The 23540-nt window shown below is 57.9% G+C and carries 19 protein-coding genes; 10 read left to right on the top strand and 9 right to left on the bottom strand.

The window, feature by feature from the left end:
- The first annotated feature begins 74 nt into the window (after positions 1 to 74).
- The 6 genes from AC1RKH_RS19715 to AC1RKH_RS19690 all read left to right on the top strand — a co-directional run bounded on the left by AC1RKH_RS19715 (position 75) and on the right by AC1RKH_RS19690 (position 5542).
- Positions 75 to 1151, top strand: coding sequence for an ABC transporter substrate-binding protein (locus tag AC1RKH_RS19715; RefSeq protein ID WP_493063338.1), 1077 nt, complete (start codon positions 75 to 77; stop codon positions 1149 to 1151).
- Positions 1152 to 1336: 185 nt separating this feature from the next.
- Positions 1337 to 2143: an alkaline phosphatase family protein gene (locus tag AC1RKH_RS19710; RefSeq protein ID WP_493063339.1), complete on the top strand. Its 807-nt coding sequence runs from the start codon at positions 1337 to 1339 to the stop codon at positions 2141 to 2143.
- Positions 2140 to 2985, top strand: coding sequence for an ABC transporter permease (locus AC1RKH_RS19705; RefSeq protein WP_071553975.1), 846 nt, complete (start codon positions 2140 to 2142; stop codon positions 2983 to 2985). Before AC1RKH_RS19710 ends, AC1RKH_RS19705 begins: the two co-directional genes overlap by 4 nt.
- Positions 2972 to 3772 carry an ABC transporter permease gene (locus AC1RKH_RS19700; protein WP_123426890.1) on the top strand — a complete coding sequence of 267 codons (801 nt, stop codon included), beginning with the start codon at positions 2972 to 2974 and terminating at the stop codon, positions 3770 to 3772. The genes AC1RKH_RS19705 and AC1RKH_RS19700 overlap by 14 nt, the downstream gene beginning before the upstream one ends.
- Positions 3769 to 4773 (top strand): ABC transporter ATP-binding protein, encoded by a 1005-nt coding sequence (locus tag AC1RKH_RS19695; protein WP_493063340.1) that lies wholly within the window; start codon positions 3769 to 3771, stop codon positions 4771 to 4773. The genes AC1RKH_RS19700 and AC1RKH_RS19695 overlap by 4 nt, the downstream gene beginning before the upstream one ends.
- Positions 4774 to 4888: 115 nt before the next feature.
- Positions 4889 to 5542, top strand: coding sequence for an HAD family hydrolase (locus AC1RKH_RS19690; protein WP_493063341.1), 654 nt, complete (start codon positions 4889 to 4891; stop codon positions 5540 to 5542).
- 105 nt (positions 5543 to 5647) lie between these two features.
- Here the strand turns inward: AC1RKH_RS19690 and AC1RKH_RS19685 are convergent, their stop codons facing one another.
- The gene (locus AC1RKH_RS19685) at positions 5648 to 6610 is read right to left on the bottom strand and encodes a zinc-binding dehydrogenase (RefSeq protein ID WP_493064608.1); all 963 of its coding nucleotides are present in this window, start codon (positions 6608 to 6610) and stop codon (positions 5648 to 5650) included.
- A 138-nt stretch (positions 6611 to 6748) separates the two neighbouring features.
- Between AC1RKH_RS19685 and AC1RKH_RS19680 the strand changes: the two genes are divergently transcribed.
- Together AC1RKH_RS19680 and AC1RKH_RS19675 are read left to right on the top strand one after the other, a co-directional pair.
- Entirely contained in the window at positions 6749 to 8836 is a 2088-nt protein-coding gene (locus AC1RKH_RS19680) for a carboxy terminal-processing peptidase (protein ID WP_493064609.1), read from the top strand.
- 127 nt (positions 8837 to 8963) lie between these two features.
- Positions 8964 to 10748 carry a bifunctional diguanylate cyclase/phosphodiesterase gene (locus AC1RKH_RS19675; RefSeq protein ID WP_493064610.1) on the top strand — a complete coding sequence of 595 codons (1785 nt, stop codon included), beginning with the start codon at positions 8964 to 8966 and terminating at the stop codon, positions 10746 to 10748.
- A 138-nt stretch (positions 10749 to 10886) separates the two neighbouring features.
- Here AC1RKH_RS19675 and AC1RKH_RS19670 read toward each other — a convergent pair whose 3' ends face one another.
- From AC1RKH_RS19670 to bamJ, 8 genes are all read right to left on the bottom strand, one after another.
- On the bottom strand, positions 10887 to 11282 hold the full coding sequence (locus AC1RKH_RS19670) for a hypothetical protein (protein ID WP_493064611.1): 396 nt from the start codon (positions 11280 to 11282) through the stop codon (positions 10887 to 10889).
- 486 nt (positions 11283 to 11768) lie between these two features.
- Positions 11769 to 12164: a hypothetical protein gene (locus AC1RKH_RS19665; protein WP_493064612.1), complete on the bottom strand. Its 396-nt coding sequence runs from the start codon at positions 12162 to 12164 to the stop codon at positions 11769 to 11771.
- Between the two features lie 3 nt (positions 12165 to 12167).
- Complete coding sequence (locus AC1RKH_RS19660; protein ID WP_493064613.1) at positions 12168 to 17036, bottom strand: RHS repeat-associated core domain-containing protein; 4869 nt, start codon at positions 17034 to 17036, stop codon at positions 12168 to 12170.
- 213 nt (positions 17037 to 17249) lie between these two features.
- Positions 17250 to 17651, bottom strand: a complete 402-nt coding sequence (locus AC1RKH_RS19655) for an SEL1-like repeat protein (RefSeq protein WP_493064614.1) — start codon at positions 17649 to 17651, stop codon at positions 17250 to 17252.
- Positions 17652 to 18023 carry a hypothetical protein gene (locus AC1RKH_RS19650; RefSeq protein ID WP_154979264.1) on the bottom strand — a complete coding sequence of 124 codons (372 nt, stop codon included), beginning with the start codon at positions 18021 to 18023 and terminating at the stop codon, positions 17652 to 17654.
- Positions 18020 to 18361, bottom strand: a complete 342-nt coding sequence (locus tag AC1RKH_RS19645) for a helix-turn-helix domain-containing protein (RefSeq protein WP_019693067.1) — start codon at positions 18359 to 18361, stop codon at positions 18020 to 18022. The genes AC1RKH_RS19650 and AC1RKH_RS19645 overlap by 4 nt, the downstream gene beginning before the upstream one ends.
- Before the next feature lie 115 nt (positions 18362 to 18476).
- Positions 18477 to 18932, bottom strand: a complete 456-nt coding sequence (locus AC1RKH_RS19640) for a YkvA family protein (protein ID WP_493064615.1) — start codon at positions 18930 to 18932, stop codon at positions 18477 to 18479.
- Between the two features lie 293 nt (positions 18933 to 19225).
- Positions 19226 to 19939, bottom strand: a complete 714-nt coding sequence (gene bamJ / locus AC1RKH_RS19635) for a BamJ family beta-barrel-assembly machinery protein (RefSeq protein ID WP_493064616.1) — start codon at positions 19937 to 19939, stop codon at positions 19226 to 19228.
- 270 nt (positions 19940 to 20209) lie between these two features.
- Between bamJ and AC1RKH_RS19630 the strand changes: the two genes are divergently transcribed.
- Together AC1RKH_RS19630 and AC1RKH_RS19625 are read left to right on the top strand one after the other, a co-directional pair.
- A complete protein-coding gene (locus tag AC1RKH_RS19630) occupies positions 20210 to 22018 on the top strand; it encodes a di-heme-cytochrome C peroxidase (RefSeq protein ID WP_493064617.1) in 1809 nt (602 codons plus the stop codon).
- A 28-nt stretch (positions 22019 to 22046) separates the two neighbouring features.
- Positions 22047 to 23183 carry a catalase family protein gene (locus tag AC1RKH_RS19625; RefSeq protein WP_493064618.1) on the top strand — a complete coding sequence of 379 codons (1137 nt, stop codon included), beginning with the start codon at positions 22047 to 22049 and terminating at the stop codon, positions 23181 to 23183.
- The last annotated feature ends 357 nt before the right edge of the window (positions 23184 to 23540 follow it).

Here is a 23540-nt window from a genome sequence, read left to right as displayed (position 1 = left end):
ATTGCTGACCTAGACCAACCCAACCGCAAACGTAGATAAAAGCGCAGCGTTGAATACGCCCAAAGGAGCTTCGGATGAAACAGCTTTTCCTGGCATCACTGTTAGGCTCGACCATTGCCATGTGCACCGCAGCCATGGCGGCTGATACCGATTTAAAAGCCTTGGAAGCCGCTGCGAAAGCGGAAGGTGCCGTCAACAGTGTCGGCATGCCCGATGACTGGGCCAACTGGAAAGGTACCTGGGAAGACCTGGCCAAGAACTACGGCCTCAAGCACATCGACACCGACATGAGCTCGGCCCAGGAAGTGGCCAAGTTCGCCGCCGAAAAAGACAACGCCAGTGCTGATATCGGCGACGTCGGCGCCGCCTTCGGCCCGATCGCGGTCAAGCAAGGCGTGGTGCAACCGTACAAGCCAAGCACCTGGGCGCAGGTTCCGGACTGGGCCAAGGACAAGGACGGTAACTGGGCGCTGGCCTACACCGGCACCATCGCGTTCATCGTCAACAAGAAGCTGCTGCACGGTTCCCAAGCCCCGACAAAGTGGGCTGACCTGAAAACCGGTAAATACAAGGTGTCCATCGGTGACGTGAGCACCGCCGCCCAAGCCGCCAACGGTGTATTGGCCGCCGCCATCGCCAACGGTGGCGATGAAAAGAACATTCAGCCATCACTGCTGATGTTCGCCGAAATCGCCAAGCAAGGTCGCCTGTCGCTGGCCAACCCGACGATCTCCACCATGGAAAAAGGTGAAGTCGAAGTCGGTGTGGTCTGGGACTTCAACGGTCTGAGCTATAAAGCCAAGATGGCCAACCCGGATGACTACGTCGTACTGATCCCGTCCGATGGTTCGGTGAAGTCCGGTTACACCACCATCATCAACAAATACGCCAAGCACCCGAACGCCGCCAAACTGGCCCGCGAGTACATCTTCAGCGATGCCGGCCAAATCAACCTGGCGCGCGGTAACGCCCGTCCGATTCGTGCTGAAACGGGTCTGAAACTGCCGGCTGATGTCGCGAAAAACCTGATCCCGGCAGCGCAATACGAAGCCGCCAAACCCAAACCGATCACAGATGCCGACGCATGGGAAAAAACCTCCAAGGCTCTGCCGCAGAAGTGGCAGGAAGAAGTCATCATCAATATGCAATAACGCTGTAGCTCCCACATTGGATCTCTGATGGAAATCCCTGTGGGAGCGAGCTTGCTCGCGATAGCGCAAGGTCAATCAACATCACTGTTGAAGGTAAGTCCGCCATCGCGAGCAAGCTCGCTCCCACACTGGTTCGAGTTGAGTTTGAGTTTTCTGAATTCCTGTTTTTCGGAGTCCCCTCCCCCATGAAGCACAACGTCATCCTTGTCGTGCTCGACGGCCTCAATTACGAGGTCGCCCGCCACGCCATGGGGCATCTTCAGGCTTACGTCGGTGCAGAACGCGCCGCCCTCTACAAACTCGAATGCGAACTGCCGTCGCTGTCGCGCCCGCTCTACGAATGCATTCTGACCGGCGTAACGCCGATCGACAGCGGCATCGTCCACAACAACGTGTCGCGCCTGTCCAACCAGCGCAGCGTGTTCCACTACGCCAGCGCCGCCGGGCTCAGCACCGCCGCTGCGGCCTACCATTGGGTCAGCGAGCTGTATAACCGTTCGCCGTTCATGGCTGCCCGCGACCGCCACACCGACAACACCGAACTGCCGATACAGCACGCGCACTTCTACTGGTCCGATCACTACCCCGATTCGCACCTGTTCGCCGACGCCGAGAACCTGCGTCTGCGCCATGCGCCGAATTTTCTGCTGGTTCACCCCATGAACATCGACGACGCCGGGCACAAGCACGGCCTCGACACTGCGCAATACCGCAACAGCGCCCGCTCGGCCGACATCATCCTCGCCGACTACCTGCAAGGCTGGCTCGACGCCGGGTATCAGGTGCTGGTGACCGCTGACCACGGCATGAACAACGATCGCTCCCACAACGGCCTGCTCGCCGAAGAACGTGAAGTACCGCTGTTCGTCATCGGTGATGCCTTCAGCTTCAATCCCGACGCTGCCCCCAAACAAACCGAGCTGTGCGGCACAGTCTGCGAGTTGCTGGGTGTGGCCCACGACAAACCTGTGTGCCGGGAGCTGCTCAAGTGAATTCAATCACCCGTGGCAAATGGCTGGCGGCGTTGTGCCTGGTGCCCTTCGCCATTTTCTTCATCGTGTTTCAGATTGCCCCGCTGTGCTGGGTGCTGATCAACAGTGTGCAATCGGAAGAGTTCGGTTGGGGCCTGGCCAACTTCAACAAGATCTTCAGCTCGAAGTTCTATATGCAGGCGATCCAGTACAGCCTTGAGATCAGCTTCTGGTCCAGCGTGTTCGGCATCGTCATTGCGATCCTTGGCAGCTATTCGCTGCGTCGGGTCGACTCGAAGCTGCGCAACTTCGTCAACGCCTTCGCCAATATGACCAGCAACTTCGCCGGCGTACCGCTGGCCTTTGCGTTCATCATCCTGCTGGGGTTCAACGGCAGCTTCACTATCATGCTCAAGCAGGCCGGGATCATTCAGGACTTCAACCTGTACTCGAAAACCGGGCTGATCATCCTCTACACCTACTTCCAGATCCCCCTTGGCGTGCTGCTGCTTTACCCGGCATTCGACGCCCTGCGTGAAGACTGGCGCGAATCGGCGGCCCTGCTCGGCGCCAACGGCTGGCAGTTCTGGCGGCACATCGGCTTGCCGGTGCTGACTCCGGCCTTGCTCGGCACCTTTGTAATCCTGCTGGCCAACGCCCTCGGCGCCTACGCCACGGTCTATGCCCTGACCACCGGCAACTTCAACGTGTTGCCGATCCGCATCGCGGCGATGGTCTCGGGCGACATTTCCCTGGACCCGAACATGGCCAGCGCCCTGGCCGTTGTGCTGGTGGCGTTGATGACCCTGGTGACGGTGGTCCATCAGTTGCTGTTGAAGAGGAGCTACCATGTCTCGCGCTGAACTGGGTCCCACCGGTGTCTACCACCGGGTAGTGGTTTACCTGCTGTTTGCCATACTGTTGCTGCCGCTGGCCGGAACGCTGATCTATTCGATCGCCAGCAGCTGGTCGGCAACCGTTCTGCCCAGCGGCTTTACCTTCAAGTGGTACATCCAGCTGTGGAGTGACCCGCGCTTTCTCGGCGCCTTTGGCCAGTCGCTGCTGGTCTGCGTCGGTGCGCTGATTTTGTCGGTGGTGCTGATTCTGCCGCTGCTGTTCGTGGTGCATTACCACTTCCCGAAACTCGATGCGCTGATGAACATCCTGATCCTGCTGCCGTTCGCAGTGCCGCCCGTGGTGTCTTCCGTGGGGCTGTTGCAGCTCTATGGTTCGGGACCGTTCGCGATGGTCGGTACACCGTGGATTCTGGTCGGTTGCTACTTCACCGTGGCGCTGCCGTTCATGTACCGGGCGATCACCAACAACCTGCAGGCGATCAACCTGAGCGACCTGATGGACTCCGCCCAACTGCTCGGTGCCAGCACCTGGCAAGCGGCGTTCCTGGTAGTGCTGCCGAACCTGCGCAAGGGTTTGATGGTCGCGTTGCTGCTGTCGTTCTCGTTCCTCTTCGGTGAGTTCGTGTTCGCCAACATCCTTGTCGGCACGCGCTACGAAACCCTGCAGGTCTACCTCAACAACATGCGTAACAGCAGCGGTCACTTCACCAGCGCGCTGGTGATTTCCTACTTTTTCTTTGTGCTGGTTCTGACCTGGGCTGCCAATATCTTGAACAAGGACAAAAGCCAATGAGCTACGTCAGCGTCCAACACCTGCAAAAAAGCTATTCACAAACAGGCTCCGCCGGCACCCCGGTGTTCAGCGACATCAACTGCGAAATCCAGAAAGGCGAATTCGTCACCCTGCTCGGCCCGTCCGGTTGCGGCAAGTCCACACTGCTGCGCTGCATCGCCGGGCTGACGGCTGTGGATGCAGGCAAGATCCTGCTCGACGGCCAGGACCTGGTGCCGCTGAGCCCGCAAAAACGCGGGATCGGCATGGTATTCCAAAGCTACGCGCTGTTCCCCAACATGACCGTGGAGCAGAACGTCGCCTTCGGTTTGCGCATGCAAAAGGTCAACGCCGACGACAGCCGCAAGCGCGTGCTCGAAGTGTTGCAACTGGTGGAACTGCACGACTTCGCCAACCGTTACCCGCATCAACTGTCTGGCGGCCAATGCCAACGGGGTGCCCTCGCCCGCTCGCTGGTGACCCGACCGCGCCTGCTGCTGCTCGATGAACCGCTGTCGGCGCTGGACGCGCGGATCCGCAAACACCTGCGCGAGCAAATCCGGCAAATTCAGCGCGAGCTGGGGCTGACCACGATTTTCGTGACTCACGATCAGGAAGAAGCCCTGACCATGTCCGACCGGATCTTCCTGATGAACCAGGGCAGGATCGTCCAGAGCGGCGACGCTGAAACCCTCTACACCGCACCGGTCGATGTGTTTGCCGCCGGCTTCATCGGCAACTACAACCTGCTCGACGCCGCCAGTGCCAGCAAGCTGCTGCAACGGCCAATCAACGGTCGCATCGCGATTCGCCCGGAAGCCATCGAACTGAGCCGCAATGGCGAGCCGGATGCGCTGATCCGCAGCCACAGCCTGCTGGGCAACGTGATTCGCTATCGGGTCGAAGCTCGCGGCGTAGAACTGGTGGTGGACGTGCTGAACCGTTCGGCGGCTGACCTGCATGCCGATGGTCAACGTCTGGCACTTTCCATCGATCCGACAGCCCTGTGTGAGGTAGCTTGAAGACAGCGGCAAGCTGCAAGCCGCGAGCTTCAAGTTGTAGACTGCTGACCACCTAAATCCACTCTTGCAGCTTGAAGCTTGCCGCTTGAAGCTGTTCTCGAAGAGAATCCTACTGATGGCCTTGGCAATTTTTGATCTGGATGAAACCCTGATCCACGGCGACTGCGCCTCGCTGTGGAGCGAGCAGATGGTCCGCCTCGGTTGGGTCGACAGCGAATCCTTCCTGCGTCGCGACAAGGAATTGATGGACTCCTACGGCAGGGGCCACCTGGCCATGGAGGACTACATGGCCTTCAGCCTGGAACCGATGGCCGGACGCACCCCGGAAGAAGTCGAGCACCTTGTGGCGCCGTGGGTCGAGGACGTGATCGAACCGATCATCTTCAGCGACGCCTGCAAAGCCATCGCCGAGCATCGCAAGGCTGGCGACCGGATTCTGGTGATCTCCGCCTCAGGCACGCACCTGGTCAAACCCATCGCCGAACGCCTGGGCATCGATGAGATTCTTGGCATCGAGCTGGAAGTGAAGCATGGGGTTTATAGCGGCAATACGGTCGGTACCCTGACCTACCGCGAAGGCAAGATCACTCGCTTGCTGGAGTGGCTCGACGCCGAAGAGGAGAACCTTGAAGGCGCGAGTTTCTATTCGGACTCACGTAACGATTTGCCATTGCTGATCAAAGTCGACCATCCACATGTGGTCAACCCGGATCCGGTACTGCGTGAACACGCCGAAAAGGCCGGCTGGCCGATTCACCTCTGGAAGTAACCGAGATCCATTGTGGGAGCGGGCTTGCTCGCGAAGGCGGTGTGTCATTCAACATTCATGTCGACTGACACACCGCCTTCGCGAGCAAGCCCGCTCCCACAGGGGTCAAACCAGGCTTTCGTCGATCACCAGCACCAACTTGCCCGACACCTGATTGGTCGCAAGCTCGGCAAACGCCGCTTCGGCGTCCTTGATCGGGAAGGTCCTGGCCAACTGCGGGCTCAGGCGTCCCTCTGCGAACAACGGCCAGACGTGTTGGCTCAGATCACTGAACAGATCGGCCTTGAACTGCTCGTCGCGACTGCGCAGGGTCGAACCCAGCAGCTGAATCCGCTTGGCCAGCATTTGCGCCAGATCCAACTGCGCTTCACGACCGCCCATCAGGCCGATCAACACCCAACGACCATCACGCGCCAGCAACTTCAGGTTCAACGCGGCATAGTTGGCGCCGACCGGATCGAGGATCACATCGAACGGTCCCAGGTCACTCAAACCGTCCAGCCCATCAGTGCGCACCACCCCGCCTTGCGCGCCCAGCGCCTCGCAATACGCCAGCCGGTCCGCCGAACCGACGCTGACCCAGCACAGGTTGCCGAACGCTTTACACAGCTGAATGGCGGCTGAACCCACTCCACTTGCCCCGGCGTGCAGGAGAACTTTCTCACCCGGTTTGAGCGCAGCCAGTTGAAACAAATTCAGCCAGGCGGTGCTGTAAACCTCGGGCAATGCTGCCGCTTCGACCAGCGACAAACCCTCTGGAACCGGCAACACATGCCGACCGTCGACCACCACCTCCTCTGCCATCCCGCCGCCGGCCAGCAACGCGCAAACGCGATCGCCAATCTGCCAGGACGACCCCGCGCCGACCTCGCTGATCACACCTGAACACTCCAGACCCAGCACCTGACTGGCTCCCGGTGGCGGCGGATAGAGCCCTGCCTTTTGCAACAAATCGGCTCGATTGAGGCCCGCTGCCGCCACTCGAATGCGAACTTGTCCTACGTCACACGTCGGACGCTGCTCTTCAACCCACTCCACTTGACCTTCAACGCCTTGCAATGCTTTCACAGTGCCTCCATAGTGAGTCTGGACTGAGCCCGAAGCTGTAGAGCCGGGCTTTTTGCATTATGCGACCGGCCCTTGTGGAACCGGCGACTTCAAAGACGGCCTAATATGCGTTATCAATTGCCCCCGCGTCGAATCAGCATGAAGCATTTGTTCCCCAGCACCGCACTCGCTCTTTTCATTGGCCTGGGCAGCTTGTCGCTGTCGCCCACTACGTTCGCAGCCAATAGCTGGGACAACCTTCAGCCTGATCGTGACGAGGTGATTGCCAGCCTGAACGTCGTCGAGCTGCTCAAGCGCCACCATTACAGCAAGCCGCCGCTCGATGACGCGCGCTCCGCGATCATCTACGACAGCTACCTGAAGCTGCTGGACCCGGCGCGCAGTTATTTTCTGGCCAGCGACATTGCCGAATTCGACAAATGGAAAACCCAATTTGACGACTTCCTCAAAAGCGGCGACCTGAATGCCGGGTTCACCATCTACAAGCGCTATCTGGACCGCGTCAAAGCGCGTCTGGACTTTGCCTTGGCCGAGCTGAACAAAGGCGTCGACAAGATGGACTTCACCACCAAGGAAACCTTGCTGATCGATCGCAAGGACGCCCCGTGGCTCAAGACCAGTGCCGAGCTCGATGACCTGTGGCGCAAACGCGTCAAGGACGAAGTGCTGCGCCTGAAGATCGCCGGCAAAGAACCCAAGGCCATTCAAGAGCTGCTGACCAAGCGCTACAAGAATCAGTTGTCGCGTCTGGACCAGACCCGTCCGGAAGACATTTTCCAGGCGTACATCAACAACTTCGCCATGTCCTACGACCCGCACACCAACTATCTGTCGCCGGATAGCGCGGAAAACTTCGACATCAACATGAGCCTGTCGCTGGAAGGCATCGGCGCCGTGTTGCAGAGCGATAACGACCAGGTGAAAGTCGTGCGTCTGGTGCCAGCAGGCCCGGCGGACAAGACCAAGCAGGTTGCACCGGCTGACAAGATCATCGGCGTTGCCCAAGGCAATAAAGAAATGGTCGACGTCGTCGGTTGGCGCCTGGACGAAGTGGTCAAGCTGATCCGTGGACCGAAAGGCACGGTGGTGCGCCTGGAAGTGATCCCGGCCAGCAATGCGCCAAACGACCAGACCACCAAGATCGTGCAGATCACCCGCGAAGCGGTGAAGCTTGAAGATCAGGCGGTGAAGAAGTCGATCCTCAACCTGAAGCAGGACGGTAAGGACTACAAGCTCGGGGTGATTGAGATCCCGGCCTTCTACCTTGACTTCAAGGCCTTCCGCGCCGGTGATCCGGATTACAAGAGCACCACCCGCGACGTCAAGAAACTGCTGACCGAACTGCAAAAAGACAAGGTCGACGGCGTGGTCATCGACTTGCGCAACAACGGCGGCGGCTCCTTGCAGGAAGCCACCGAGCTGACCAGTCTGTTCATCGACAAAGGTCCGACCGTGCTGGTACGTAATGCCGACGGCCGGGTCGATGTACTGGAAGACGAAAGCCCGGGCGCCTTCTACAAAGGCCCGATGGCATTGCTGGTCAACCGCCTGTCTGCTTCGGCTTCGGAGATTTTTGCCGGCGCCATGCAGGACTACCACCGCGCATTGATCATCGGTGGCCAGACCTTCGGTAAAGGTACCGTGCAGACCATCCAGCCGCTGAACCATGGCGAGCTGAAACTGACGCTGGCCAAGTTCTACCGGGTTTCCGGGCAGAGCACCCAGCATCAGGGCGTGCTGCCGGATGTCGATTTCCCGTCGATCATCGACACCAAGGAAATCGGCGAAAGCGCCCTGCCGGAATCCATGCCGTGGGACACCATTCGCGCGGCCATCAAGCCGGCAGTCGACCCGTTCAAACCGTACCTGGCACAGCTCAAGTCCGAGCATGACGCCCGCTCGGCCAAGGACGCGGAGTTTGTGTTCATTCGCGACAAACTGGCACTGGCCCAGAAGCTGATGGCGGAAAAAACCGTCAGCCTCAACGAAGCCGAACGTCGCGCACAACACGCCGACATCGACGCCAAGCAACTGGCGATGGAAAACATCCGCCGCAAGGCCAAGGGCGAAGACCCGCTCAAAGAGCTGAAGAAAGAAGACGAAGACGCCATCGCGGCCGAGCCAGAAAAGACCAAACCGGAAGACGATGCCTACCTGAGCGAAGCCGGGCGGATTCTGCTGGATTACTTGAAGCTGAACACCGCGGTCGCCAGCAACAAAAAATGATGGCAATTTAATGCTGACGCTCCCCGGAGCGTCATCAAACAGTCATCATTCTGTCGTGAAATACAGGACTGGGCGTGCTCTCTAACAAAGAGCGCGCCCAGTCCTTTTTTTATCGCCAGAGATCGCCATGACCACGACCGAACAGCTGAGTGCCTTGAGTTCAATCCTGGCTCAAAGTGGTTTGCACAGTCTGTTCCAGCCGATCGTTTCACTGTCCGAACGACGCATCCTCGGTTACGAAGCCCTCAGTCGCGGTCCCTCCAACAGCCCTCTGCACTCCCCCATCGCGTTGTTCGCCGTGGCCCGCCAGGCAGGCCGTCTCAGCGAACTGGAAATGGCTTGCCGGCACAGCGCCTGCCGTCGTTTCAATGAACAACAGTTACCGGGAAAACTCTTTCTCAACGTCTCCCCCGAATCACTGCTCGAAGCCGGCCACCAACCCGGTAGAACCCTGCAAATGCTCCAGGACTTCGGCATCCCGCCGAGTCAGGTAGTGATCGAGCTTACCGAGCAAACCCCGACCGACGATTTTCAGCTGCTGCAAAACGCTCTGCATCACTATCGGGCCATGGGCTTTTCGATTGCATTGGATGACCTGGGTGCCGGTTATTCGAGCCTGCGACTCTGGTCGGAGTTGCGTCCAGACTATGTGAAGATCGACCGGCACTTCATCGACGGCATTCATCAGGACGCGCTAAAACGCGAATTCGTCGGCTCGATCCTGCAGATCGCCAAAGCCTCGCGTGCGCAAGTCATCGCCGAAGGTATCGAACTGCCGGAAGAACTCGCGGTGTTGACCGAGATGGGGGTCGACCTGGTGCAGGGCTATCTGTTGTGCCGTCCGCAAGAGCATCCGCCACGGGACGCCCGGACGATGATGCCCAAGCACGACAGCAGCGCAGTGGTGCTCAACGATGAAGGCAGTGACCTCAGCGCCCTGCTCAACGAACATCCGGCCGTGGACCGCGATACGCCTACCGCCGACGTGCTGGAAGCCTTCCGTCGTCAGGCCAACCTGAACTCACTGGCGGTACTCGACGAGCTCGGCCATCCCTGCGGCATCGTCCACCGCCATTCACTGTCTGATGCGCTGCTCAAGCCGTTTGCCACCGACCTGTTCGCACGCAAGCCCATCAGCCGTCTGATGAGCGACAACTTCCTCGCCGTCGAGCTGAGCCAGTCACTGCAACAGGTCAGCCGGCTGATCACCAGCCGCGCCCGGCAACGTATCGAAGAAGATTTCATCATCACCCTCAACGGCGGCTATCTGGGCCTGGGTCGGGTGATCGACGTGCTGAAACTGATCACCGAACTGAAAATCCAGCAGGCCCGCTACGCCAATCCGCTGACCCTGTTGCCGGGCAACGTACCGATCCAGCAGTGCTTGACCCGACTGCTGCAACAGAGCCGCGAATCGGTGATCTGCTATGTCGACATCGACAGTTTCAAACCCTTCAACGATATCTACGGCTACGGTCGTGGTGACGAAGTCCTGCTGTGTCTGGCGCAATGCCTGAACGACCGCGTCGACCCCAGCCGCGATTTTGTCGGCCATATCGGCGGCGATGATTTCCTGCTGGTCCTCGGCCCGGAAGACTGGCGCAAGCGCCTGAACCAACTGCTCGAGGACTTTCACAGCCAATGCCGACGCTTCTACCGCAGCGAACACCTGGAAGCCGGCTGCTTCATCGCCCCCAACCGCCAGGGCGTCCGTCAGGAATTTCCGCTGCTGTCGCTGTCGATTGGCGTGGTGCATTTACACCCCGAGGCCTGTGGACAACTCGACGCCAGCCAACTCGCGGAAATGGCTTCACAGGCCAAGCATCATGCGAAGAATGTGCAGGGGTATAGTATTCATGTGATTGATAGTTTGGGGTTGGTGGGGGAGCAATTGGTCAGTGGACACCGGTGACTGAGCTGATGGTTTAGCCGGCAACCGCGATCCAATGTGGGATTGAGGCTTGTCCGCGATCAAGCGCGAAGCGCTCGTAAAACTTGCAATTCGAATCAAACAAATAACCCCGCCCTCCTTTAGTCAACTCCCCACTAATCAATGTGAGCTCCACCAGCGCTTATAAAACGCCACTTGCTCTCGTGGGTTACTGGCAATATCAACGTCTTCATAATCAAATATCTTAACAATTTGATTAAATGTAGCCGACTGCCTCATCACCAATTCATATGCTACATACCCACCACTCATCTGAGAGCACATAGTTGAGGGCATCACATTTATTTTTGCCCCCTTGCAAAGAAACACCACATCCGGAAAACCCTCACGAATCTTTGCGAAGCACCGATAAAGATCATGGTCTTCATAACTTTCAACAAAACCATTGGCCATTGAGAACGTGATACCCCCCATCCAGTCATGACTAATAGTCGCCACCTCCCGTTCCCCTCCGACTATAATATTTATGCTCACAACCTCTACATCACCCTTCAACTCTGGCTCCTCTCCTAACATAACCCACCCTATCGAGACTAAAATATTAGTAGTTAAAGCGAGCTTATCCAGCGCCGATAATACTCATGCTGCTCTTCTATATTGTTCGTCAGATCATTTTCTTCGTAGTCAAAAATATTTACCAAATCTTCCCCCTCGGTTGACTTACCCCAACGAAGCTCATACGCCACTAACCCGCTCGACATTTGTGAAGACATAGAAGAAGTATGCACATTGAGTTTTGCTCCCTTACATAAGAATTTTACGCTTGAAAACTCTGCCCTTACCTGACCGAGGCAGACGTATAAATCGTATGCAGAGTAAGTCTTTCTGAATCCATTCAGCATAGAAAATATTAGTTCGGGTCCGTCCCTATCCAAGTCCACCGCAGCTATTTCAACAACTCCGTCGACAACTAGATAAATCTCTTTGCAAATCACAAATAAATCTACCCCACTCCGCAATTCACCTTTTACTAAAAATCCGTCAATCCGATTTTAGTGACTTTAACCACTTCAAGAAAAACTCATCCTGCATCTTCGGATCATTAACAATACCTTCATCATCATAATCAAAAATATTAACCAGACTTTTTCTTGACGCACGGACACCTAAAACATGCTCATACGCCATAACTCCAGACGTCATCTGGGATGACATGCTGGACGGCCTGACATTTAATTTGGCACCTTTGCATAGAAATTTAACCTCAGAAAATTCCTTTAACAATTTGCCTAAACACTCATACACATCCTGCCCCGAGACTTCTTTCATCTCTCCGCTTTGAAATGTTATTTTCATAGAGGGACTATCCCTATCATAGTCCAACATCGCACTTTGCCTCTGACCATCAACAACAATAAAAACCTTTTGAATAGGCATAGTTCACTTCCTAAACGGATTGAGAATGGAGTGCCCCACATAGCTTCCATCCTTTTTAAGCGGTGTAGCTCCAAAAATGTCTTCCGTTCTAATTCGATCAGGCACTGCAATTTCAGCCTCATAGCTGTACGGAACATCTTCGGCCTTCAGTTCCTTATTTACATCACGACCATCGATTTTTCTAATGGTATATACATAGCCTTTTTTTGTTCTGTAATCTGTTCCAAAATCGATACCCACCTCTCGAGAAACCGAAGTACTAACAAAATTGCTAGGAGGCTCCCTATTGTTCCAAGCATGAAGCAATAGATCAGTACTTTCACCTCGACTTACGAATCCTTTCTGGAAGATCTCAGCCGGACCTCGAAGATCTCCCCTATAAAGATAGTCACTTTCACTTTTAGGTGCAGGAGGTACTCCTCCTCCCTCATCAACCCCCGCCTTCCCCGCCGGATCTTCCGCCTCCCCCGGCTTCTTGCACTTACCTGCACCTGGGCAGTCATTCAACCCCAACGGATCCATCCACCCCGTCGGGTTCCGGGTGTACTGATACCCGTTAATCCCACCGGCGAGTTTGCTCGGATCCGGCGTCAGGTACCGGCCAATATCCGGATTGTAGTAGCGATGCCGGTTGTAATGCAGGCCTGATTCAGCATCGAAATACTGCCCCTGAAACCGCAACGGTTGTTCAAGTTGCTCCTCGCCAAACTGCTGGAGGCTGGCGAGTTTTCCGTAGGCCTTGTAGGTCGCGGACCAGACGATTTCGCCGCTGTAGTCGGTGAGTTCTTGCGGGGTGCCGAGGTGATCGAGTTGGTAGTAGAACGGACAAGCTTTGCGCGGGCCGTAGCCATCGAGCATCGCTAACGGGCGAAAGCTGCCGGGCTCGTAGACGTAGCTGCGGTGATGCTCACGGCTGTTTTCGGCGATCAGTTGCTCGCCTTGCCAGAAAAACTCGGTTGTGTGGCTGGCGACGGTTTTCGCAGTGCGGCGGCCGAAGGCGTCGTAGCGGTAGGTTGCGCTGCTGCCGTCGGGCAGGGTCACAGCGATTAAGCGGTGCTGACAGTCGTAGCGGTATTCGGTGACCAGTTTCTGCGCAGTGCCGCGACGTTCGCGGATCAGGTTGCCGAAGGCGTCGTAGTCGTAATGGCGGTCGCCTTGCAGCAGCAGGCGATTGCCTTTGATCGTTGCCCTGCCTGGGCGATCGTGCATTTGCAGGTTACCGGCCGGGTCGTGGCCGAAGCTTTCCGGCTGTGGATCGCGTGAATGACGGACGCGAACCAGGCGGTTCAGCGGATCGTAGTGATAGTTGCGCTGGCCATGACGACTGTCGGCGATGAAGTCGAGGTTGCCGTTGGCGCTGTAGGCGTAATCGCGGCGATAGCGTGGTTGTTCAGCGTGGGAGACGGCGTGGGCGTGCAGACGGCCCTGTTCGTCGTAGTGGTATTGGCTGAGCAGTTGACCTTGTTGGCGCTGTTGTTCGCGCCCTGCGTCAAAGACGTGAGTGGTCAGCCGCGCGCCGTTGAGGTCGATGGCGGTCAGCGCGCCGCCTTTGGCGTGGTGGTAGTCGAGTGTGCTGTTGTCCGGCAGACGCAGGTGATTGAGCTGACCACAAGCGTCGTAGCGATAACGCAAGGTGCCCCAGCCTTGATGCTCGGTAATCAGCCGGTCTTGCGCGTCGTATTCGAACTCCAGCGGCCAGTCATTGCCGTCGTCGACGCAGACCAGCCGGCCCAATGCGTCGTAGTGATAATTGACCTTGCTGCCATCGGCCAGGGTTTTGACCAACAGACGTCCGGCGGTATCGCGTTGATAACCGGTAATCAGCCGCGAACCGTCATCACCAAACTCGGTTTTTTCCAGCAGATTACCGGTGAGATCATAGCTGTACCCGGTACGCCGGCCGTCGAAACCGGTCTCCTGACGGATCAACCCGCTCGGGCCGTACTCCAGCTGATACTTCTCGCCAGATTCGTTTTCGATCTCGCTGAGCAGCAGCCGCGCGTTGTCATAGCGATAGCGCAGCTGGGTACCATCGGGGTTGATCCGCCGGCTGACCAGGTGCAGATCGTCGGCGTATTCGTAGCGCGTGACCTGCCCCACTTCATCGCGTTCAGCGATGACCTTGCCATAGGCGTTGTAGCTGAAAGCGCGGGTCGCGCCGCCGGGCAACGTCGTTTGAATCAGCCGACCGACGACATCCCATTGATACTGGGTGAGCGCACCGTGTGCGTCCTGACGGCGGATTTGCCGGCCCAAGGCGTCGTAAGCGAAACACCGCCGACCACCGTCCGGCAACTGCTCCTCAGTCAGTTGCCCGAGGCTGTTCCAGGTGAGGACGTGACAGCTGTTATCCGGGTAGCGGATCGACAGCAGTCGACCCCGATCATCGTAGTGGTAATGGGTGATGTGGCCATCAGGATCGATCTGTTCGGTGATGTCGCCTTGAGTGTTTCGCTGGTACTTCCAACGCGCCCGGCCCCGACGCATCACCCGAACAAAACCGTTGTGATACTCGTAGTGGGTCGGTTCGTCCTCTGGCGGGATGACCGCAAGCAACCGCCCGGCTTCGTTATAGATGTATTGGGTGACGCCACCGAGGGGATCTTTCTCGGCCACCAACTGACCGTTATCGTCGTAAGCCTTCAGGTATATAGCACCGCCCGGCTCGACCTTGCGCACCAGGCGTGCCTGCTGGTCGTGGGCGTAAATCTCTTCGCTGCCATCGGCGTTATGCACCGTGACACTGCCGTTATCGTCCCAGACGTAGCGTGAATCCATCTGCGCGAAACTCGCCCAGTGGCGCACGCAGCGAGCGGCCTTGCCTTCGCGCTCCCATTCCCAGAAAAAACTCGCGCCACCAGCCAGTTGCCGCTGGAGAATCACCGCCTGACCGTCGTAGTCGTAACGCTCGCTTTCGCCCGCCGCGTTGGTGGCTTCGATCAAGCGATTGCGTTCGTCATAGCGATAGGCGACCAGGATTTGCTCGGTCTGCCAGGCCTCATTGGAATTGGCGTTCGGGCGATAGACCTGATAGTCGACAGCGATCAGATGTCGTCGGTCATAACGCATCAGCAAGGCGTGACCGGCACCATTGTCGAGCCGTTTGATCCGGTCGGACCGGTCACGGCTGATGCGCAGACGGTTGTCGTACCCGTCACTGATGACCGTGAGGTGGCCGTCGCGGAAGTGATAAAACCGTGGTGTTTCGCCGGCCTGGGCGAGGATCAGCTCATCGGCGTCGTCGCCCAGATAAATCGCTGCACGGGACAAGCGGTTGTGAATCGCCGGACGTTCGGCGCTGGGCTTTGGAAAGCGCGTGCGGCGGTTTTCGTGGTCGATCCAGACGACGTCATCGCCATCGATTTCCAGGCGATGCGCCAACGAGTGGCTCCAGCCAAACCCCAGCCCGCTATCGAGTTCCACCGCGCTGGTGCGGTACAACCGGGTGAAAGCAAATGGCAGCACACCGCACAGTTCGCCGTCGGTGAGGGTCAGCAGTTCTTCGCCGGTGACCATCGACACCGGGCAGTTGTGGGTGGCGGTTTTGTCTGCCGTGTCGGCGCTGGCACCGTTGGGGTTTTTCGCCTGATCCGGGGCGTTGTCGTGATGCTCCTGTTTGCTCAGGCGGGTCTTGGGCCCAGACTTGTCACGGGCGATGGCCGCCGGATTCTTCACGTAAAGGGTTGGCGCTTCGCCGGGGGTAATCTTCAGCGGCCCTCGGGGTGTGGGCGCCAGCGACGCCTTCTGGGCACTCACCATCAGCGGTTTGAGCGCATCGGCGTGACTGTTGAAACGCTGGTTGCTCGACACCAGCGCCAACCGGATGCTCAAAGCTGCCAGCCACTTTCGAGCACGCTGCGACTTGATCTTCCCCAGCACTTTGGTTCCTACACCGGCCCCAAGTCCCATCGGCCCAGTCACGCAGGCCAGCAGCAATCCGATCAACACGCCAGTGCGAATTTCAGCCATCACTTCGGCTTCGTATTGCGGCGGCAGCATCCGCAGCCAACTGGTGATGGCCGACAGATAGATGAACAGCAACGGTTCATCGCTGAGCACCAGCAAGCCATTGGCAATCGCTTCTGCGGAAGCAGTGAGCAGGGTCTCGAGCTCGGCCTGAGTCAGGTATTCAAGGAGTTTTTCACTGTTGGCTTGCAGGTCGGCCAACAGGTGATAGAGCTGCTGAACGTCATCCCAAAGGTCGAGCAAGGCGCGTTCAACGCCCCGTTGATCAGCCTGCTGCAAGGCGTTGTAGCGCTCGATAAAACCGCTTTGAGAAAAGCTCGCCCACAACGGCTGGAACTCGTTCGTCCACTCGCTTTGCAGCCAGTCTTCAAGCTCTGCAATCGTGGTTTGATAAGAGGTGTAGAGCGCCTTGACGTGGTCTTGAGAGACGTTGGGGTAAAAGGTGATTCGGTGACGCTGGCCACGCCAGCATTCGGGGACTTCAAGGATGCCGCTGGGGCCGATAGTTGCGTGAATCGGCTCGCCGTCCACCTCCTCCCCACCAGGCCCGTCGATCAATGCTTCGAGCATCACCGGGGTATTTCCGATCGGCACGAAACGCGCAGCCTCGAACATGTGCACCAGAGTCAGCGATCCACCGGCCGGACAGGACGCAACGGTGGCGCTGATCGGCGTGGTCGAGTTCTTCGGTGCGCTGAGGCTGACTTCGTTGCCGACCTTGAACACCTGCTCGACATCCAGTGCTGCGCCCGTCCAGAAACTTTCTGCCCAGGACTCGTAGTCACTGAGGCAATTGCGGAAATCATTGAAGACGGCCGCAATGTCCGGGCTTTTCGGGTTCAGCGCTGCAATGACCAGATGGCCGATGGCGGTGTTCAGGGCCTGAAGCTTTTCTGGATCGAGCATTCACAAATCTTCGCGCGGTCGTTGTGGGACGCGAGACTTTGCGGGGATTACGTAGGGAAAGAAGTCAGGACAATATGAGGATGATGTAGGGCGTTTCGTTAAAACGAAGGGAACGGGTCAATCAATTAGAACGGGCACTGCTTCATGGGCGAATACTTCACAAACGCCTGTAGGAGAGTGGCTTACCCGCGATCGCGGGCAAACCAGCGGCCGTTAAGCGTTGCGCGACGCCAGCTCCTTGAGCTTGATCTCGGCCAACGGATGTCCGGCCTTGGCCGCCATCTGCCACCAGCGCGCCGCCTCCGCAGCGTCAGGGGCCTTGCTCGGCGTGCCGGCAAGGCTGATCACACCGACCTGATAGGCGGCTTTGCCGTCCCCCGCCAACGCTGCAAGACGCAACAAACGTACGCCCTCTTCGCGGGCACCGAGGCCTTGACCACGGAATGCCAGGATGTGGCCATAGAAGCTTTGTGCACCGACATCACCCAGATTCGCCATTCGCGCAAACTGGCCTTCGAGCCAACTCCAGCCGCGTGGCTGGCGGACCAACCATGACCAATGAAACAACCGGCGTGCCAGCCAGTAACCGGCACGGGCTTTAAGTCGCCAGAGCATTCAGGCCTCCGCTGATTCGGGGTATTCGTACTCAAACACCCGCACCACTTCCGATGCATGCCACGACGCGGCGGCTACACCATCGGATGGACCTGAGAATCGCCCCAGTCGCTCGACACATTCGAAGAACCCGGTGCGCGGCAAACGACTTGCCCCCTGGCTGATCACCAGCGAGCTGCGCAGCGGCTGCTCGGCCTTCGCGTCCAGCGCGGCCAGATGTTCAAGTGCAGCGGTCAGGGTTTGCATAGCCGGCGTTGGCAGCTGCAAACGCTCAAGCAAAGCGCGATAAGTCAGAAGATGACGCTGGCGGCGGGCCTGATCCAGCTCGCCGATTAAACCGTCCCAATGTTGACGACTGATGCGTACGCTCACGATTCATCCCTCCATCCCGGCACCGTCAATTCCCAGGCCAGACTGCGGCGAATCGCAGCGTCAGGTTGACGCTCGCCACTTTCGATCAAGGCCAGGTAAGACGGGCTGATGCCTACCGTGCGGGCCAGCGCCTCGATGGCGATGCCCTTCCCTTCGCGCAAACTGCGTAGTTGATCCAGACCCGGCAGAACCTGGTCTGCTGCGGCCGCGTGACGGACTGTAGCTTCACGCGGTGGTTGTTCAGTGACGCCTGCTGCTTTCAATAACGCTTGATACTGAGCCCACGGCAAAACCGCATATTCGGGTTCCCCATCGCGTGCAATTATCTGAATATCCATGACTACCCCGTAGGACAACAACACTTAGCGAGTCGGCACTTTTCCTTAGAAGTGTAATCCTAACAGCCGCCAAGGTCGCGAGGGGCGATCAATCTGTGGAGAGACCTGAATCAACTCAGGTTTTTTTCGGGCCTTGCAGTTGCAATTGCTCTGGCGTATCGGGCAGACGCTCCACGACCGCGAGCTTTTCCGGAGGCTGACGGTCGCGCCAGGCACGGAAAGCGCTCAGTTCGTCATCGAGGGTTTTCATCACCCAGGCCAGCACCGCGATGTCATCGAGCATGCCGAATACCGGGATGAAATCCGGAATGGCGTCGAGCGGGCTGAGGAAGTACATCAACCCCGCCACCACCGTCAGCATCGATTTGCGACTGATGTCCCGATACTCGCCGCGCCAGTACGCCAGGCACAATGCCTGCAGCAATCGCAGGTCGTCTTTAAGCTTGCCCAAACGGTTGCCCTGGCTCGCACCTTTTCTGGCTACGGCGAACAACAGGGCCGGCAAACGCCCACGACTGATCAGCCTTCCTGCCAATGGCAGGAAACGAGCAAAATTCCAGGGTGCTTTCATTACTTCTCCCGCTGAAATGTTATCCACACAAATTGTGGATAACCTTGTGAACAGAGCCGCTTTTCACCCCTGAAAGCCCCGTTTTACAAGGGCTCAACTCAGATCGGGCGTTTTTTACTCACATAAAAAAACCCAATATTTCATTGACTTGGCAGCGTACTGCGTTTTGCCGCGGCACCCTCAATGCCATGACTCTACTCCACGACGTCCGTTCGCTTGAATTGTCGGCCACTGAACGCCAGATGCAACAACGCCCCGTATGAACGGGGCGTTGTTTTTATAACAGACGCTGATTACTTGGCGGCGTCTTGTTTTGCCGGATCTTTGATCGCCAGCAGTTCCAAATCGAATACCAGCACCGAGTTGGCCGGGATTGCCGGGCTAGGGCTTTGCGCGCCGTAGGCCAGATCGCTAGGGATGTACAGTTTGTACTTCTCGCCTACGTGCATCAGTTGCAGACCTTCGACCCAACCCGGAATCACGCCGCTAACCGGCAGATCGATCGGGCTGCCACGCTCGACGGAGCTGTCGAAAACGGTGCCATTGGTCAGAGTGCCGGTGTAGTGAACAGTCACTACGTCGGTTGGCTTGGGCTGAGGGCCGTCGGCCTTCTTGATCACTTCGTACTGCAGGCCGGAAGCGGTGGTAGTGACACCGGCTTTCTTGGCGTTCTCTTCGAGGAATTTCTTGCCGGCAGTTGCCGACTCTTCGCTCATCTTGGCCAGACGCTCTTCAGCGCGCTTTTGCAGCGCAGCGAAAGCTTCGACCAGTTCATCATCCTTCAGTTTCTGTTCTTTCTTGCCAACGGCATCTTCGATGCCTTGGGCTACGGCTTTGGAATCCAGGTCATCCATGCCTTCCTGAGCCAGGCTCTTGCCCATGTTCAGGCCGATACCGTAGGAAGCTTTTTGCGCCGGGGTTTTCAGCTCAACGCTGGTCTGCGAGTCACAACCCGCAAGTACCAGGCTAACCAGGGCCACCGCCGCCGCCAACCGATGCTGTTTCATGCTATTTCCTTGTTCATGCGCCTAAAGGGCAATCGAGTAAAGCCGCGAGCTTATCAGGCCGCCACGACCAATGGCTACCGGCATGAGAGCAGGAAACATCTGATAAGTTCAGGTCTTTTAACGCATTTTGCGAGGGACGGTCGTGAAGCTTCTGTCAGCTTCTTCTCAGTACAGCAAACGCCAGTTCCTACAATGCCTGACGTAATGGCCACTTGCCGCGCAGCTGGGGCTGAGGCATAACAAGGCTACAAATCGACAAGGATGTTTATCTTGCGCCTCTTGATCCGTGTTCTGTTGCTGATACTCGCCCTGCTGGCTGTCGCCCTGACGGTGGTCCTGTATTACGTCGCCAACCCGAAACTGCCGGTCTATACGCCAGTCGAACAGGTGCATTACCTCGAGCAGTGGAACGCCGCCGACCGCCAGACCTACTACTTCACGCCACAGGGTACGCAGGTCAAAGGCCTGCGCTACGACTGGTTCACAGCACTTGAACTGCCGTTCTCGGAACAACGCTTTGCAGCACCCGAATACCTGGCACGCTTCGGCTTTCTGGTGGATCCCGCCCAGAAAGCCACGCTGAACAACCCAGGCAACCTGCCAGTGGGTTTCGCCCACCATCAGAATCCAGGCAGCAAAGAAGAGTTTCTGGATGTTACCTGTGCCGCCTGCCACACCGGTGAACTGCACTTTAAAGGCCAGGCTGTACGCATCGACGGCGGCGCGGCACAGCATGTATTGCCGTCCAGCGTACCGACTCTGCGCGGTGGCAGTTTCGGTCAGGCATTGGTCGCAAGCCTCGCCTCGACCTACTACAACCCCTGGAAATTCGAACGCTTCGCACGCAACGTGCTGGGTCAGGACTACGACGCCCAACACTCACAACTGCGCCAGGACTTCAAAACTTCGCTGGATACCTTCCTACACGTTGCCTGGAACGACACCCACCGCGGCCTCTATCCCACCGAAGAAGGTCCTGGCCGCACCGACGCTTTCGGACGCATTGCCAACGCCAGTTTCGGCGACGCCATTTCGCCGAATAACTATCGGGTGGCCAATGCGCCGGTGGACTACCCGCAGTTGTGGGATATCTGGACCTTCGACTGGGTGCAGTGGAACGGCTCAGCCCAGCAACCCATGGCGCGCAACATCGGTGAAGCCCTGGGCGTCGGCGCAACGCTGAACTTCTTCGATGCTGCCGGTCAGCCGCTCAAGGGCGATGATCGTTACCCCTCCAGCGTTCGCGTACGTGACCTGCAACTGATCGAAGAGACCCTGCAGCGACTCAAACCTCCGGCCTGGCCCGAAGCGTTGCTCGGCAACATCGACAAACTGCTGGCCGCCAAGGGTCGCACGCTGTTCGCCGAAAATTGCGCCGGTTGCCATGTACCGAACGTGACGACGGCCAACGGTCGGCCAGAGCAGAAATTGAAGATGTTACCGGTGGACGTCATTGGCACCGACCCGGGTGCCGCCAACAATATTGCCGACCACCGTTTCGACCTGAGCGCGCTCAAGTGGGATGTGGCCGAGTTGGCGAAACTTGACGTAAAACTGCACCCGACGCCTACGAAACCACTGGATCCGAGCAAGCTCTCGGTCGCCAAAGGACTGGCCTACGTGACCGCTTTCGTTGAGAACCGCGCGTACCGTGACGCCAATATCACACCTCAAGAGCGTCCCGGCATGGATGGTTTTGGCCTGCCGATTGGCGTTCGTGAGCTACGCGCCTACAAGGCCCGTCCGCTGGCAGGCGTCTGGGCGACCCCCCCCTTTCTGCACAATGGTTCAGTGCCGAACATCTACCAACTGCTCTCGCCGCAGGATGAGCGTGCAACCACCTTCTATAAAGGCACGTTCGAATACGATCCGCAGCACCTGGGTTATCACACTGACGCCTTCACCAACGGTTTTGTGTTCGACACGCGAATCACCGGCAATCACAACAGCGGCCACGAATTTCGTGCAGGCGAACGTGGCAATGGGGTCATTGGCCGCTTGCTGCAACCACAAGAACGCTGGGCGTTACTCGAATACCTGAAGGTGCTCGGTGGCCCGCTGGAATCGCAACTGCCATGACCATCGCCCGCGCAAAAAGGACTCGAGCATGTTGATCACTCTTTGGCTGCGCATCGGCGTATTGCTCGGCAAGACCCTGCTGTTCCTGTTGGGCCTCGGCTTGCTGGGCTGGGCCGTAGCGACGGCCTGGTTCGCCTGGCATCACAGCGGACCGGTCTCTGCCAAAGAGCGCATCCCGGCCGATGAAGCGGCAATGACGCAGGACATCATCCAGACCGCCGTGCGCATCGTCGACCAACACCGCGAAAACACTCGCTACCTGCGCGATGCACATGCCAAGGCGCATGGCTGCGTAAAGGCAGAAGTTCAGGTGCTGGCCGATTTGGCGCCCGAACTGCGCCAAGGCGTTTTCGCCGAAGCAGGCAAGACCTGGCAAGCCACCGTGCGACTGTCCAACGGCAATGCCTATCCGCAATTCGACAGCGTCCGCGATGCCCGAGGCATGGCGATCAAACTGCTTGATGTGCCGGGAACGCAATTGCTCAAGGATCAGCAGAGCCGTGGTGAGCAGGATTTCGTGATGTTCAGCCATCCGAATTTCTTCGTCAGCAATGTCGCCGAGTACCGTCAGAACGTCGCTGCCCAGGCCGACGGCAAGCAGGTCATGGCGTTCTTCCCGAGTTGGGATCCACGTAGCTGGCAAGTTCGCCACCTGTTCATTGCCTTGGCGACCCTGGCGCCAGCACCGGCCAGCCCGACCCAGACCACTTACTTTTCTGTCTCGCCATACAAGTTCGGTACGGCCAACGCCAAGTTTCGCGTCGCGCCAGACCCAGATAGCTGCCCCAGCTACACCCTGCCTGCGCAGAATCAAGCGCTGCCAAATTTCTTGCGCAGTGCACTCAATCAACAGCTGTCGACGGATCGGATACCAGCGTGTTTTGTCTTGCAGATCCAGCGCCAGGACCCGACCAGGTACATGCCGATCGAAGACACCAGCATCGAATGGCGTGAAAGCGATGCGCCATTCGAAACCGTGGCGCGAATCAAGATCCCCGCCCAGGACTTCGATACGCCAGCGCTGAATCTGCAATGCGACAACCAGTCCTTCAACCCCTGGTTTGGCCTGGAAGCTCATCGCCCTATCGGCGGCATCAATCGGCTACGCAAAGCGGTGTACGAAGCGATCAGCGATTACCGGCACGCGCGTAATGCTGAGCAATAGCCCAGAAACGAGAAAAGCGACTCAAGGGTTAATGCCAGTCAGTTAAGCGAAATCCATGTGGGAGCGAGCCTGCTCGCGATGACGGCATCACATTCAACATCAACGTTGACTGACCCACCGCTATCGCGAGCAGGCTCGCTCCCACAGGTTTGAGCCTTAACTGATCGGCATTAACCCGAAGGTCGCTTTTTGTTGAGGTCATTGGCAATGCCAAACCCCAGACAGCAAAAAGCCCGCGTTAGCGGGCTTTCTGTGGTGACCTGGCGTTCAGCGTTCCAGATTACCGAATATGGCGCAGCGGACGGGACTCGAACCCGCGACCCCCGGCGTGACAGGCCGGTATTCTAACCGACTGAA

This window comes from Pseudomonas sp. GW822-FHT06B12, from assembly GCF_058799675.1.
This window is presented reverse-complemented; position numbering and strand designations above follow the sequence as displayed.